The 14,757-nt window shown below is 72.9% G+C and carries 12 protein-coding genes; 11 read left to right on the forward strand and 1 reads right to left on the reverse strand.

Annotation, left to right across the window (positions count from 1 at the left end):
• Nucleotides 1-3: 3 nt before the first annotated feature.
• From OG386_RS10790 to OG386_RS10840, 11 genes are all read left to right on the forward strand, one after another.
• Nucleotides 4-1,416, forward strand: a complete 1,413-nt coding sequence (locus tag OG386_RS10790) for a condensation domain-containing protein (RefSeq protein WP_328787951.1) — start codon at nucleotides 4-6, stop codon at nucleotides 1,414-1,416.
• Nucleotides 1,409-2,362 carry an alpha/beta fold hydrolase gene (locus OG386_RS10795; RefSeq protein ID WP_328787952.1) on the forward strand — a complete coding sequence of 318 codons (954 nt, stop codon included), beginning with the start codon at nucleotides 1,409-1,411 and terminating at the stop codon, nucleotides 2,360-2,362. Before OG386_RS10790 ends, OG386_RS10795 begins: the two co-directional genes overlap by 8 nt.
• Before the next feature lie 55 nt (nucleotides 2,363-2,417).
• Nucleotides 2,418-2,684: an acyl carrier protein gene (locus OG386_RS10800; RefSeq protein ID WP_328787953.1), complete on the forward strand. Its 267-nt coding sequence runs from the start codon at nucleotides 2,418-2,420 to the stop codon at nucleotides 2,682-2,684.
• A 42-nt stretch (nucleotides 2,685-2,726) separates the two neighbouring features.
• Nucleotides 2,727-3,803, forward strand: a complete 1,077-nt coding sequence (locus OG386_RS10805; protein ID WP_328787954.1) for a zinc-binding dehydrogenase — start codon at nucleotides 2,727-2,729, stop codon at nucleotides 3,801-3,803.
• A 491-nt stretch (nucleotides 3,804-4,294) separates the two neighbouring features.
• Nucleotides 4,295-6,190 (forward strand): AfsR/SARP family transcriptional regulator, encoded by a 1,896-nt coding sequence (locus OG386_RS10810; RefSeq protein WP_328787955.1) that lies wholly within the window; start codon nucleotides 4,295-4,297, stop codon nucleotides 6,188-6,190.
• The gene (locus tag OG386_RS10815; RefSeq protein WP_328787956.1) at nucleotides 6,187-7,131 is read left to right on the forward strand and encodes a TauD/TfdA family dioxygenase; all 945 of its coding nucleotides are present in this window, start codon (nucleotides 6,187-6,189) and stop codon (nucleotides 7,129-7,131) included. Before OG386_RS10810 ends, OG386_RS10815 begins: the two co-directional genes overlap by 4 nt.
• Nucleotides 7,132-7,207: 76 nt before the next feature.
• Nucleotides 7,208-8,491 (forward strand): sensor histidine kinase, encoded by a 1,284-nt coding sequence (locus tag OG386_RS10820; RefSeq protein ID WP_328787957.1) that lies wholly within the window; start codon nucleotides 7,208-7,210, stop codon nucleotides 8,489-8,491.
• Nucleotides 8,482-9,129 carry a response regulator transcription factor gene (locus tag OG386_RS10825; RefSeq protein WP_328787958.1) on the forward strand — a complete coding sequence of 216 codons (648 nt, stop codon included), beginning with the start codon at nucleotides 8,482-8,484 and terminating at the stop codon, nucleotides 9,127-9,129. Before OG386_RS10820 ends, OG386_RS10825 begins: the two co-directional genes overlap by 10 nt.
• An 82-nt stretch (nucleotides 9,130-9,211) precedes the next feature.
• A complete protein-coding gene (locus OG386_RS10830; RefSeq protein WP_328787959.1) occupies nucleotides 9,212-9,901 on the forward strand; it encodes a hypothetical protein in 690 nt (229 codons plus the stop codon).
• Nucleotides 9,902-9,985: 84 nt separating this feature from the next.
• Entirely contained in the window at nucleotides 9,986-10,729 is a 744-nt protein-coding gene (locus OG386_RS10835; protein WP_328787960.1) for an ABC transporter ATP-binding protein, read from the forward strand.
• Entirely contained in the window at nucleotides 10,723-13,263 is a 2,541-nt protein-coding gene (locus OG386_RS10840) for an ABC transporter permease (protein WP_328787961.1), read from the forward strand. Before OG386_RS10835 ends, OG386_RS10840 begins: the two co-directional genes overlap by 7 nt.
• A gap of 80 nt (nucleotides 13,264-13,343) precedes the next feature.
• Here OG386_RS10840 and OG386_RS10845 read toward each other — a convergent pair whose 3' ends face one another.
• A complete protein-coding gene (locus OG386_RS10845; protein ID WP_328787962.1) occupies nucleotides 13,344-14,621 on the reverse strand; it encodes an MFS transporter in 1,278 nt (425 codons plus the stop codon).
• Nucleotides 14,622-14,757: the final 136 nt, after the last annotated feature.

The raw sequence follows: 14,757 nt of genomic DNA on the forward strand, positions 1-14,757 counted from the left end.
GCCATGCCCAGCCGCCATCCGCTCTCCCACGCCCAGCGCGCCCTGTGGTTCCTGCACCGGGTGTCGCCCACGGGCGGCACCTACCACACCGGTGTCGCCCTCCACGTGCGCTCCGCCCTCGACACCGCCGCCCTGGAGCGGGCGGTCGACCTCGTCGCCCGCCGGCACGAGCTGCTGCGCTCGGTGTTCGCCGAGAGCGACGGCGAGCCCGTCCGCATCCAGCACGAGGAGCCGACGGCACCCCTCGTCGTCCGTGAGCTGCCCGGGACGGACGACGACGCGTTGCGGGCGGCCGTCCGCGCGGAGCTGCTGGCCCCCTTCGACCTCGGGCTGAGGGGCGCCTTCCGCTTCCGGCTGCTGCGGCGCAGCCCCCAGGACGCCGTCCTGCTGGTCGCCGGACACCACATCGCCACCGACGCCACGTCCAACTGGCTGGTGCTGCGCGACATGATGCACGCCTACCGCGACCTCGTCGCGGGCGAGGAGCCGGAGACCGGCGCCCCGAGCGGCAGTCACGACACCTACGTGGCCAAGGAGAGCGCGCTGCTCTCCTCGCCCCGCGGCGCGAGGATGGAGGAGTACTGGCGGGAGGTCTGCGAGGGTGCCGTGCCCGCCGAACTTCCCCTGGACCGCGCGCGCCCGGCAGGACACGGCGGCGGCAACGGCCGCACCCACCGCATCGACCTCGGTGCGGACCGGGTGGAGCCGCTGCGCCGGACGGCACACGCAGACGGCGTCTCGCTCTTCTCCTACCTGCTGGGCACCTTCCAGGCCACCCTGCACCGGTACACCCGGCAGAACGCGTTCCTCCTCGGCTGCCCCACGACGACCCGGATCAGCCCGGCCGTCCGCGAAGTGGTCGGCAACCTGATCAACACGCTCGTCCTCAGGGCGGACTTCACCCCGGGCACCACCCTGCGGGACGCGGCGCTGGCCGCCGACCGCCAGGTCAAGGGCGGCCTCGCCCGAGTGGGCTACCCGTTCGAGCTGATTACACGGGCGGCCAACCGCCCCCGCACGGGCGCTGGTTCGTCGCTGTGCCGGATCACCTTCAACATGATCGGCACCGCGACGCCCGACCCGCTGCTGCGCCTGCTGCTGGACAGCGCCGACGACCGGCGGACCGCCCGGTTCGCCGGACTCCTCCTCCACCCCTACGACCTCCCGCAGGCCGAGGGCCAGTTGGACCTCGCGGTCAGCATCCGGCAGAGCACCGACTCCCTGACCATGGAGTTCCGCTACGACGCGGACCTCTTCGACGAGGCCACCGTGGCCCGGCTCGGGGGCTGTTTCGTGCGTGCGCTGGACGCCGCAGTCGCGGATCCGGGGCTGCCGGTGGCCCGGCTCCGCCTGATGGACGGTACCGAGTGGGCGCGGCTCCTCGGCCTGGGCGGGGACGGTTCCGGGCATGGCTGAGATCACGTACCGCACGGTGCGCGCGGCCGGTCGCCGGACGCACCTCGCCGAGGCGGGCGAAGGACCGCTGGTGCTGCTGCTCCACGGGTTCCCCGAACTCTCGTACTCCTGGCGGCACCAGCTCACCGGCCTCGCGGAGGCCGGCTTCCACGCGGTGGCGCCCGACATGCGGGGGTACGGGGAGACGGAGAGCCCCGAGGACGTGCGGGAGTTCACCGTGCACCACCTGGTGGGTGACGTCGTCGCGCTGATCGGCGCGCTCGGCGCGGAGCGGGCCGTCCTGGCCGGGCACGACTGGGGGGCCCAGATCGCCTGGCACACCGCTCTGATGCGCCCCGACCTGGTGCGCGGTGTGGCCGGGTTGAGCATCCCGTACCGCCCGCGGGCGGGCCTGCCGCCGCTGCCCGCGATGCGCCGGGCACACGGGGACGGCTTCTACATGCTGCACATGCAGCGGCCGGGCGTCGTGGAGGCGGAGTGGGAGCGCGACGTGGCGGGCTCGCTGCGGCGGCTCTTCGCGGGCACGTCGGGCGGGGCCGCCGCCTTCTCCCCCGTGGTGCCCGACGGTGGCGGACTACTCGACGTCTACCCTCCCTCCGACGGGCTGCCCGGCTGGCTGGGAGAGGACGATCTCGCGGTGTACGCGGCCGCGTTCGCCCGCACCGGCTTCGGCGGAGGCCTGAACTGGTACCGCAACCTGACGGCGAACTGGGAGCTGACCGCCCCCTTCAACCGCGCCAGGATCGCCGTCCCGGCCCTGTACCTGGCCGGCGAGGACGACTTCGTCGTCCGCGGCGCCGACCGTTCCCGGCTCGACGAGGAACTGCGCCGGGCCGTACCCGGCCTGCGCGCGAGCATCGCGCTGCCGGGCTGCGGCCACTGGACGCAACAGGAGCGGCCCGAGGAGGTCACGGCCGCCTTGGCCGACTTCGCCCGCCACTTGTGAACCCCCCACGCACGTCCCCACGGCCGTCCGGCCACCGCACGAAAGGACCACCGTCATGAGCAAGCCCACCACCCCCGAGGACATCGCCGCCTGGCTGACCGAGAAGGTCGCGTTCTACCTGGAGATCCCCGAAGCGGACATCCTGCCGGACGTCAAGCTCGTCGAGTACGGGCTGGAGTCCGTGTACGCGCTGGCCTTGGTCGGCGACGTGGAGGACGAGTTCGAGATCGAGGTCGAGCCCACCCTGGCGTGGGACTACCCGACGATCAACGCGCTGACCGGCCTGCTCGGCGAGCTGCTGGCCGGCGTTCCGGCCGCCTGACCCGCTCCCCCGCACCCACCACCGATCAGGAAGGTCCCACAGATGCGCGCGGCCATCACCCGCTCGGGGAAGCTCAGCGTGGAAGAGGTCCCGATGCCCGTACCGCAGGCGGGCCAGGTGCTGGTACGCACCCTCGCCTGCGGGATCTGCGGCTCGGACCTGCACGCCTTGGACGACCCCGGGGCGTTCGCCGAGGTGTCGCGCCGCTCGGGCGGTGTCCCGTACGACATCCGGGACGGCATCGTGCTCGGCCACGAGTTCGTGGCCGAGGTCGTCGACTACGGTCCGGGCACCGCCCGGATGCTGCCGACGGGTACGACGGTGTGCGGTCCGCCGATCGGGTTCGGTCCCCAGGGCAGCGGGATCATCGGCTACACGCCGGCCTTCCCCGGCGGCTTCGGCGAGTACATGCTGCTGTCCGAGGCCTTCATGCTGCCGGTGCCGGGCGGGCTGGATCCGCGGACCGCGGCGCTCACGGAACCCTTCTCCGTCGCCGCCAGGGCGGTGCGCCGGGCGGAAGTCGCGCCCGGCACAGTGGCCATGGTCCTGGGGCTGGGGCCGATCGGGCTGGGAGTCGTCGCCACGCTCAAGGCCCGGGGTCACGGACCGGTCGTCGCGGTCGACTTCTCCGCCCGACGGCGGGAGTTGGCCGGCCGGCTCGGCGCCGACATCCTGGTCGATCCGGCGGCCGAGTCACCGTACGACCGGTGGACCTCGCTCGGCGTCATTCCCGGAATGATGGACCGGATGGCGGCCGAATACCGGGGCATCAAGGCCACCGAAACCGTGATCTTCGAGTGCGTCGGGGCTCCGGGCATGCTCGCCCAGGTCGTCGCCGGCGCCCCGGCGGCGGCCAGGATCATGCTGGTGGGCGTCTGCCTGCGGCCCGACTCCGTAGAGCCGGGCGTAGTGGCGGGCAAGGAACTCGACATTCGCGGCTCGTTCGGCGGCAGCCCGGCCGAGTACCGGCAGACGCTGAGGGATATAGCGGAAGGGCAGATCGACGCGGGAGTGGCCATAACCGGCACCACCGGACTCGATGGACTGGCCGAGGCGATCACCGCTCTGAGCGTGCCGGATCTGCACGCGAAAGTCATCGTCGAGCCGCAGTCCGGCTGAACCCCGCAGAACAACGGGAACCCCCCGGCAATTCCTTCTCTCGAGCCCCGGCTGAAAACTCATCAGCCGGGGCTCCGGGCGTCCGCCCGGCCCGACGCGACGACCCACACCAAACCGGCCGTGTTTTGCTTAACCTTTACACCCTACCAGCCTGCGGACCCCCCACCGGAACCACTGGTTCCACCGTCAACTCACGGCGAAATCAAGGAGATTGGAGGTAGATGTGCACTGCACTCAACATGCCGATCGAAGATCATCTGGGTTTGACTTGTAATCACCCTGCGGCCGATACTTTGCAGCGGCAGCGCCGCCGGGATTTTATGGAATACGACCTATTCACGTCGATGAATTCGACCCCGGCGTCTGCCTTTTTCGCGCGTAACATGCGCGGAGAAATGAATGAACACGGGGGAACATTGGAACTACGAATTCTCGGCCCAGTTGAAGTCGTCGATGGCAACGGCAAGGTGATCCACCTTCCTGGCACGAAAGTGCACACTGTCCTCGCCACGCTGGTGCTGGCCGAAGGCCGGACCGTATCCGACGAGCATCTCTGCGACATGCTGTGGTCCTGGGATCCGCCGGCCACGATGAACGCGCAGATCTACACCTACGTATCCCGGCTGCGCAAACGTCTCGGCGACGAGGTCGAATTGATTCGGCGGCCGCGCGGATATCAGCTCCACACTCAGCACGCCTCATTAGATCTCGCCGAATTCGAGAAACTGGCACGTTCCGGCCGTTCCTTCCTCGGGCAGGAGCGGCACGAGGAGGCGTCGAGGGATCTCGGCGCCGCCCTGAAGCGGTTCAGCGGACCCGCCCTGACCAATGTCACCGAATTCCTCGCCGACGCGGAACGCCCCCGCCTCGAGGAGCTGCGCCTGGGCGTGACGGAGGACTGGATCGAGGCCGAACTGGCCCTCGGCCGGCACCAGGCGCTCGTACCCGACCTCACCGCCCTCACGCAGAACCATCCGATGCGCGAGCGGCTGCGCGCCCAGCTCATGACCGCTCTCTACCGCTGCGACCGGCAGGTCGACGCCCTCGAGGTCTACCGGGCCGGACGCGAGGTCCTCGCCGAGGAACTGGGCATCGACCCGGGCGCCGCCCTGAGCAGCGTCCACCAGGGAGTGCTGGACGGGTCGCTGTCCCAGCCAGCGCCCGTCGTACGGGCAGCGGCGCCGCCCGCCGCACGGCCCGCCCCGGCGATGCTGCCGCCGGACGTCGCGAACTTCACCGGCCGCCGCATCGAACTGGGCCTGCTCCAGCAACGCCCGCGACCGGGAGAGGAGACGCTCTCGCGCCGCTGGTTCATCACGGGAATGCCCGGTGTGGGCAAGACGGCGCTCGCCGTCCACGCGGCCCATGCCGTGCGCGACCGCTACCCGGACGGACAGCTGTACGCGGACCTGACCGAGGACGGCGGCGGTGCCAAGGATCCCGCAGAGGTCCTGACGGGGTTCCTGCGCGCGCTCGGCGTCGAACCGCCGACCGATGGGGCCTCCGTCGACGAACTCGTACGGCTCTACCGCACCCACATCGCCGGTCGGCGCATCCTCGTCCTGCTCGACAACGCTGTCGGAGACCGGCAGCTGGCCCCCCTGATGCCCAACTCCCGCGAGTCCGTGGTGGTGGTCACGAGCCGCCGGCACCCGGCGGAGGCCTCCGGCCGGGAGACCCTCAACCTGGTCCCCTTCGGCAACGAGGAGGCCGTCGAGTACCTCGCGGCCATCGCCGGCCCCGACCGCATCCACGCCGATCCCGAGGCGGCACTGAACATCGTCGCCTGCTGCGCCGCGCTGCCGCTGGCCCTGCGGATCGCAGGTCTGCGGCTGGCCGCCCGGCCGCGGTGGTCGGCCGCCGCGCTCGCCGAGCGGCTGGCCGACCCGTGCACCCGGCTCGACGAACTCGCCTTCGGTGATCTCAGTGTCCAGCAGGCCCTCATCAGCGCCCTGGGCCAGGCCAGCCCGCGCGGCCGGCACGCCCTGCCGGAACTCTCCGTCTTCGACGACCGCGCGTTCCACGCCGAGGCCGCCGCCGTCGAACTGCACACCAGCCGCAACTCGGCGGAGCGGACCCTGGAGGAACTGGTGGAGGTCGGACTGCTGGAGCCCGAAGGGACCGATCTGCCCGGATACCGGCTGAACGAGCTGGTGCGGCCGCTGGCCGCGGGACTGGCGGTGCGGCCCGCGGCCGGCCGCCCGGCCGCCCGCACGACACCGGTGCGCGGCCCGGTCATCCCGCAGCAGGCGGCGGGCCAGGTGGCGGATCGCTGGATATACGGGCCGTATAGGCGCCCCGACCAGGCTGCCACGGCCACCGCTGCGTACGTCCTCGGTCAGCCGGTATCCGTCGACGCGCACATCAGAAGGGACCTTTGGCGATGACTGCGAACCCCGGCTGGAAGCCGCTCGAAATCACTCCGGAAGGCGCCGCCACGGGCCGCCGGGGAGCCGCGGGGCTGCTGGCCCGCCTGGCGGACTCCCCTGGTCTCCAGACCCTGCTCGACGAGGAGAAGGCCGTGGTCTTCCGGGGCTTCGAGGTCTCCGAGGAGGAACTCGACCCGGTACTGGACGCGCTGCTGCCCAACCGGCTCGCGTACGTCCACGGCAATTCCCCGCGCACCCGGGTGGGCCGCAACGTCTACACCTCGACCGAGTACCCGGCCGAGTTCACCATCTCGATGCACAACGAGCTCTCGTACGCGCACCGCTGGCCGGCCCGGCTGGCCTTCTGCTGCGTCACGGCGCCCACGACCGGCGGCGCAACCCCGGTGGTGGACGCCCGGCTCTGGCTGGAGTTGCTGGACGACGAGGTGCGCGAGCGGTTCGCCGACGGCGTCCGCTACACGCAGAACCTGCACGGCGGTGCCGGACTCGGCAAGAGCTGGCAGGACACCTTCGAGACGACCGACCGCGAGGAGGTGGACCGGTTCCTGGCCGCCTCGCAGGCCGACAGCCAGTGGCAGCGCGACGGCAGCCTGCGGGTCACCCAGCACCGGCCCGCCACCGTCCGGCACCCCCGGACGGGGGCGGAGGTCTGGTTCAACCAGTCCGATCAGTGGCACCCGGCCGCGCTCGGCGACGAGACGGCGGCCGCGCTGGCCCGGCTGATGCCTCCCGAGCAGCTGCCGCAGTCGGTGACCTTCGCCGACGGGGAGCCGATCCCGGCCGAGTACGTGGTGCAGGTGCGCGACCGCGGTCTGGCGGCGGCGGTCGATGTGGACTGGCGGGCCGGTGATGTCATGGTGATCGACAACATCCTGGTCGGTCACGGCCGGCGGCCGTACACCGGTCCGCGCCGGCTGCTGGTCGCCATGTCGGACTGAGCGCCCGGGCCGGCCGGGCGGACCGGGCGGCGGCACGGGACGCCGGACGAATGCAGGAAGAGTGGGGTGAGGGCGGATGGCAACGGCCGGTGTGAGCGGCGCGATACCGCGGCGGCCGTGGCGTGCGCTGCGGTCGGCCGCGCTGTGGGGCGGATGCGCGCATCTCGCGGCCGATGGGGCGATCGCCCTGGCGGCCGCGGCCGTCCTGCTCGCGCTGGTGGCCGGAATCGTCCTGCTGCCCGTCGCGCTGTCCGGCGTACCCGTCGTGGTCGCCGCGGGCTGGGCGCTGGGCCGGCTCGCGGCTCTGGAACGCCGCCGCTTCGCCGCGACCTGCCGGGTGGAGATCCCGGCGCCGCCCCGCGTCCGGCGGGTCGGGCCGTTGCTGCCCGCGTTGCGGTCGCTGGCCCGCGACCGCTGCGCGTGGCGGGAGCTCGGGTACTTCGTGGCGCTGATCCCGGTGTCGGTGGTGACCGGGGCGGGGGTCGCGCTCGCCTGGGCCGTGCCGCTCACCCTCGTGGCGCTGCCCGGCTACTACGACCGGCTGCCGCGCGGCCGGGCGGCTCTCGGCCCGGTCTCCGTGGACGGGTTCGGCGAGTCCCTCGTGGTCTCCGCGGCCGCCGTACTGTTCGGGGTGTTCGTCTCGCCCGTCCTGGTGCGGGCCCTGGCGGCCCTCGACGCGGCGCTCGGACGGGCCCTGCTGGCTCCGCCCCGGGATCTCGAGCTCACCGAGCGGGTCGTGCAACTGACCTCGAGCCGCAATCTGTTGCTCGCGGCCGTCGAGGCGGAACGCAAGAGGATCGAGCGCGATCTGCACGACGGGGCGCAGCAGCGGCTGGTGGCCGTGGCGATGACGCTGGGCCGGGTGGTCTCCCGTCTGCGCAAGTCGGGTGACGAGGCGACGCGGGAGATCGTGGAGGGCGCCCGCGAGGACGCCCGTGCGGCCATCACGGAGCTGCGGGAACTGGCCCGGGGGCTGCACCCTCCCGTGCTCAGCGACCGGGGCCTGGGCGCCGCGCTCACCGCCGTCGCGGCCCGCGCACCCGTACCGGTCACCGTGGACGTGCAGGCGGAGCCGCGGCCCCCGGCCGCCGTCGAGTCCGCGGCCTATTTCGTGGTCACGGAGGCGCTGACCAACGTCGCCAAGCACGCCGGGGCCTCCCGGGCGTGGGTGGAGATCCGCCGGGACGGCGACCGACTCCGTGTGATCATCGGTGACGACGGTGCGGGCGGGGCGGATCCGGCCTGCGGTAGTGGACTGGCCGGGCTGGCCGGGCGGGTCGCGGGGATCGACGGCACGCTGACGGTGACCAGCCCGCCGGGCGGCCCGACTCTGATCGAAGTGGATGTGCAATGCGGGTAGTGATCGCGGAGGATTCCGCCCTGTTGCGGCAGGGCATGGTGCTGCTGCTGGGCGAGGAGGGTTTCGAGGTGGCGGCCGCGGTCGGCGACGGTGAGGCCCTGCTGGCCGCCGTGGCGGAACACCGCCCGGACGTCTGCGTCGTGGACGTCCGGATGCCGCCGACCTTCGTCGACGAGGGGCTGCGCGCGGCCCTGGTGATCCGCAGCCGCTGGCCGGGGACCGGGGTCCTGGTGCTGTCCCAGTACGTGGAGGAGCGGTACGCCTTCGACCTCGTCGGCGAGAACACCGGCGGGATCGGCTACCTCCTCAAGGACCGTGTCTCCGACGTGGACGACTTCGTCCAGACGCTGGAACGGGTGCGGGCGGGCGAGACGGTGCTCGACCCGGAGGTCGTCAAGCAGTTGCTGACCCGCAGCCGCCGGCAGGACCCGCTGACGGCGCTGACGGCCCGCGAGCTCGAAGTGCTGGCGCTGATGGCCGAGGGCGAGTCCAACGCGACCATCGCGACGGCCCTGACGATCACGCACAGCGCGGTGGGCAAGCACATCAACAACATCTTCGCGAAGCTGGACCTGCCCAAGGAGGACGGCGGCGGGCACCGGCGCGTCCTCGCCGTCCTGCGCTACCTGGGAGCCTGAGATCCGTACGTCAGCCCGTCCGGCGTCGGCACGGGAGCGCGGGTGGGCCGTCGGCGGCGGCCTCGCGCTGCTGGCCGTCACCGTGGCCTGCGCCTGCCTGGGCATCGTCGCCCTGCTCGCGGCCCCCCGCGGATTCGAGCAGGAGCTGCAGGCCGATGCCGCGGGCAGTTCCCTGCTCGAGGTCGAGACCGAGGGCACCGCCGTCTCGCTGCGGCCGGGCACCGATTCCGAGGTACGGGTCGCGGCGACGGGCACCTGGTCGGGCCCCCGGCCCGAGGTGTCGGTCGGCTCGGGGGACGGCCGGGTCTCCGTCCGGGCCACGTGCCGCACGGGCTGCTCCCTGCGGCTGGACATCGCGGTCCCGGCCGGGCTGGCCGCCCGGGTCGGCGCGGGCTCCGGTGCGATCTCCGCCAGTGGCCTCGCCAGCCCGCTCGATCTGCGGACGGGCACCGGGACCATCGATGTCCGCGGTGCGGCCGGTCCCGTCGGGCTGCGCACCGACTCGGGCACCGCCACCCTCGCCGACAGCCGTTCCTCCCGGGTGTCCGTGGAGACCTCCCGGGGCGCGGTGCGGGGGGACTTCGCCGAACCGCCCGTCGCGCTCGACGTGTTCACGGACACCGGCGCGGTCGACCTCTCCCTGCCCGCCGGCACGGAGTACGCCGTCGAGACGCACAGCGACACGGCCCCGATGATCTCCCTCCCGGTCAACCGCACGGCCCGGCACGCCGTGACCGTGCGCACCGGCAAGGGCGGGATCCGCATCCACTGAACCCCGGGGGTGGTGCAGGCACCACCCCCATGACTGATCCGCAGTTCATTGTTCCGCAATGGGCCGGAAGGTGTACTTGCCAACATGACCGTTACACGATTCGGTGTCGAACTCCGCTCCGTCGCAAAGACCTACCGTTCCGGACCCGAGCCCGTCGTAGGACTCGACCGGGTGAGCCTCGGCTTTCCGGTCGGCACCTTCACCGCCATCATGGGGCCCTCCGGATCCGGCAAGTCGACGCTGCTGCGCGCGGCCGCGGGACTGGAGTCCATCGACAGCGGAACCGTGCTCGTCGGCGGCACCGAGCTGGGCGGTCTGGGCGACCGGGAACTGACCGTGCTGCGCCGCGAGAAGATCGGCTTCGTCTTCCAGTCGTTCAACCTGCTGCCGTCCCTGACGGCCGCTCAGAACGTCGCGCTCCCCCTCAAGCTGTCGGGCCGGCGGCCCAAGAAGTCCGAGGTGCTGGCGGCGCTCGGGTCGGTCGGCCTGGCCGACCGGGCCCGGCACCGGCCCGGCGAGCTGTCCGGCGGCCAGCAGCAGCGCGTCGCCATCGCGCGGGCGCTGATCAGCCGCCCCGCGGTCGTCCTCGCCGACGAGCCGACGGGCGCCCTGGACACCAAGAGCGGGCGCGAGGTGCTCGGTCTGCTGCGCGCCCTCGCGGACGACGGCGACCGCGCGGTGGTCATGGTGACGCACGACCCGGTCGCCGCCTCGTACGCGGACCGCGTCGTCTTCCTCACCGACGGCAGGCTCGCCGGCTCCCTGGAGGCCCCGACGGCCGAGCAGGTGGCCGCCCGTATGACCAGTCTGGAGGCCGTCGCATGCTGAGCGTCGCCTTCGCCACCCTGCGCGTGCGCTGGGTGTCCTTCGTCGGCACCTTCGTCGCGCTCGCCTTCGGTGTCGGACTGATGGCGACGGCGATCCCGGTGATCGCCGCGACCGGCAGCGTCGTGGACTCCGCCCGGCAGCGCTGGTCCGAGGCGCCGGTCGTCGTCGTCCCGAACAGCACGATCGACGTCGTCGGCACGTCCGGTCAGGCCCAGAGCACGGCACTGCCCCAGCAGCCGGGGCTGACCCCGCAGCTCGTGGCGGCCGTTGCCGCGACCGGCCGGGTCATCGAGGACCACAGCTTCTACGCCCAGCTCGAGGGCGGGCCCAAGGACCAGGTGGGGCGCGGCTGGTCGGCGCACGAGGCCGGCGGCTACCGCTTGGCGGGCGGCCGGCCGCCCGCCGCGGACGACGAGCTCGTGGTGGGCGGCGGTGACACCGCGCTCATCGGCAAGCAGCTGCGCCTGACGACCGGTACCGGGCCGCGCACCGCCACCGTCACCGGGGTCACCGACGAAGTCCCCTTCGAACACGCGCTGTTCTTCTCGGACGGCGCGGCGGCACGCCTCTCCCCCGCCGTCGATGCCCTGGCCGCCTACGGACCGGCCGAAGAGGTGCGCAAGGCCGTGGCCGCGGCCGGCGGTGCCCGTGTCTCCGTCCTGACCGGCAGCGAGCGCGCCGTCGCCGACCCCCACCACCTCGTCCTGCTGGCCCAGATGGACAGTGTGGACACTCCGCTCGGTCTGGCGGCCGGGGTGGCCGGTTTCGTCGCCGTCTTCGTCGTCGCCGGAACCTTCGCGCTGTCGATCGCGCAGCGCCGCCGGGAACTGGCCCTGCTGAGGCTGGTCGGATCCACCCGGCGCCAGCTGCGCCGCGTGATCTGGTGCGAGGCCGTGCTCGTCGGCGTTCTCGCTTCGGCCACGGGCGCCCTGATGGGCCTGGCCGGTGCCCCGCTGGCCCGGAACTGGCTGGTGGACCACTCCATCGTCACCGCGGACTTCACGGTGCCGGTGCCCTGGTGGGCGCTGCTGAGCGCGGCGGGCATCGGCATGTTCACGGCGCTGGCCGGCGTCATGGTCTCCTCCGTTCGGGCGGGCCGGGTCGCCCCCGGCGAGGCGCTGCGGGACGCGGCGGTCGAACGGAGCTCCCGGGCCGGGAACCTGGTGCGCTGGGTCCTCGGTGGGCTGGCCCTGGCCGCGGGCGTCGCCGCCGTCTCCGGTACGGCCGCCGTGCAGCCGGAGGCCGGCTCGAACGCCGCCGCCTCGGCCTCCCTGTGCCTGCTGATCGTCGGCGCTTGCGTCACCCTCGCCGGGGTGGTCGCCGGCCCGCTGATCAGGTTCCTGACGGCGCTGCCCACCGCGGCCGCCCGGCGCCGCGACCCCGACGCCGAGGAGGCGGGCGGCGTCGTGTGGACGACCGCCCGGCAGAGCGCGCTGACCGCGTTCCGCCGCACGGCCGCCACCAGCACTCCCGTGGTGATCATCATCAGCCTCGCCGGCTGCCTGCTGGGGACGATCAACACCATCAACGCCGCTCAGGTCAGCAACGTCCGCCAGCAGCTCTCCCGTTCGGACTTCGTCGTCTCGCCGGCCGGCACGCCGGGCCTGAGCCGGGCCGTGGTCCAGCGGGTGCAGTCCGTACCCGGGGTCACGACGCTGGTCAGCACGCCCACGATGCTGCTCGCCGACCGCGGGCCCAAGCCCGCGGTCGCCCGCGCGGCGGCCGCCGTCGACGCGGCGGCGCTGGGGGACCTGTCCGCGCTGAAGGTGTCCGAGGGCTCGCTCTCCGCCCTCGGCCCCGAGTCCGTCGTGGTGAGCAGCATCTGGCCGGGTTCACCGCACGCCGGTGACACGGTCAAGCTCTGGCTGGCGGACGGCACCCCCAAGGAGCTGCGGGTCGCCGCCGTACTGGCACCGGGCAACGACAGCGTGCGGGCGTACGTGGACTCCGCGTACGCGGGCTCCGGCCTGCCGGGCCGGATCACCGTACGGGTGCGGGACGGCGCGGACCGCGCAGGTGCCGCGGCGGCCCTGGAAGCGGCCGTGCACGGTCTGGGGGCCAAGGTGAGCACTCCCGACGAAGTCTCGGCCGCGGCCACCGACGCCAATGCGGAGAGCTCCCGCAACGGCATGCTGATGATCCTCGGCCTGTCGGTCCTGTACGCGCTGCTCGCGCTGGCCAACACCCTCGTGATGACGGTCAGCGACCGTCGCCGCGAGCTGGCGATGCTGCGGCTCGCCGGCGCCACCAAGGGGCAGGTGCTCCGGGCCGTGACGGTGGAGACGCTGATGTGCGTCGCGGCGGGCGCCGTGATCGGCGCGGCCGCCTCGGCCATCAGCATCACCGGCTCGTGGGCGGCACTGACCCGGCTGGTCGGCGAGACCCCGGCGATGGTGCCGTGGGTTCCGCTCGGCGAACTGCTCGCCGTGAGCGCCGCCATCGCGCTGACGGCGGCCGTGCTCCCCGCGGCCCTGGCCCTGCGGGGCGGCGACGGGCGCAGCATCCTCGCCGGGATCAGCGGCGAGGCCGGCTGATCCTCCCCTCATGCGCGACCGGCCCCGCAGCCTCGATGGCTGCGGGGCCGGTTCCGTGTCCGGGTGCGGGGGCGGCAGGCTCAGCCGGTGCCGGACTCCGCGGACCGGCCCTCGGCGCGCACCGAGGGGCTGAACGCGACGGTGACGGTGAGCACGAGGATCAGGACGCCCACGGCCACGCCCGTCCAGGCCGCGCCCGCCCAGGCGAGCGCGTAACCGCCGACGAGGGAGCCGAGCGCGTTCGCCCCGGAGGTCAGGAAGGCCGAGGTGCCCATCACCCGGCCCTGCAGTTCGTCGGGGGTGGTGCGCGTCATGTAGACGTTGCCGGTCACGTTGAAGAGGCTGGCCACGAACATGTTCCCGGCGGCCACCGCGGCGATGGCGACCGGGCTGGTCAGGAAGGCCATGGAGGGCATGAGGACGAGCCAGGCGAGGTGGCCGAGCACGGCTGTCGTGTAGAGGCTGAACCGGGCCGCCCACCAGCCGGCCACGACCGCCCCGAGCAGGGCTCCGATGCCGGCGACGGAGGCGACCACGCCGAGGACCGCGGGGGTGCCGCCGTTGTCCTTGACGACGACCATCATGGTGAGGCCGAGCACCTGGAAGGCGAGGTTGCTGCCGGCGAAGACGGCCGTCATGACGCGCAGGAACCTGCGCCGCCACAGCCAGCGGATCCCGTCCTTGATGTCGACGTGCAGGCTCTTCGGCGGTTCGGTCCGCGCGGGCCGCAGGTCGCGGCGCAGGAAGAGGACGCACAGCAGCCCGATGACGTTCGCCACCGCCGTGAACGCGAACGGCATCCAGCGGGACATCGTGAACATCAGTCCGCTGAGCGGTTGTCCGAGGAGCCCGATCGCCGCGCCCCTGGCCTGGTTCTGCGACAGGGCCGCGGGCAGCTGCCCCGGTGGCACGACGTTGCGTACGACGGCCTGCTCGGCACGCTGGTAGAAGATGCCCAGCGAGCCCTCCACGAAGGCCGCGGCCATCACGAACGGCACCCACACGTGCCCGGCGAAGGCCGCGGCGCCGACCGCGAGGAAGGCCAGCAGCCGGATCCCGTCGCACCACAGCATCACCTTGCGGCGGTCCCAGCGGTCGACCAGGGCGCCCGCGGGCAGCTGGACCAGCAGGTTCGGCAGGGCGCCGGCGAAGCCGACGTAGCCGGTGGCGGCGGCCGAATCCGTCTGCCACAGCACCAGCAGGGGGTAGGTCACCACGCTGACCGTGGTACCGAACCGGGAGATGCCCGCACCGACCCACAGACGGATGAAGTCCTTGTTGCGGCGCAGCGGGACGGCGGGCGCCCCGCCGGGATCCTCGTCCTGTCTCGGGGCAGCATCGATCGTTCGGTCGGTCATGTGTCCGTGCCTCTCCCTGCCCCGTCTGCGGCAGATTCCCGATCAGCGTCGGTCGCCGCCCTATCGACCCGCTATACGCGGGAAAGGGGGTGCCCCGTCCGGTGGACGGGGCACCCCCTGCTGGGACCGGGTGCGG

The sequence above is a fragment of the Streptomyces sp. NBC_00273 genome (genome assembly GCF_036178145.1).
GTDB lineage: Bacteria > Actinomycetota > Actinomycetes > Streptomycetales > Streptomycetaceae > Streptomyces.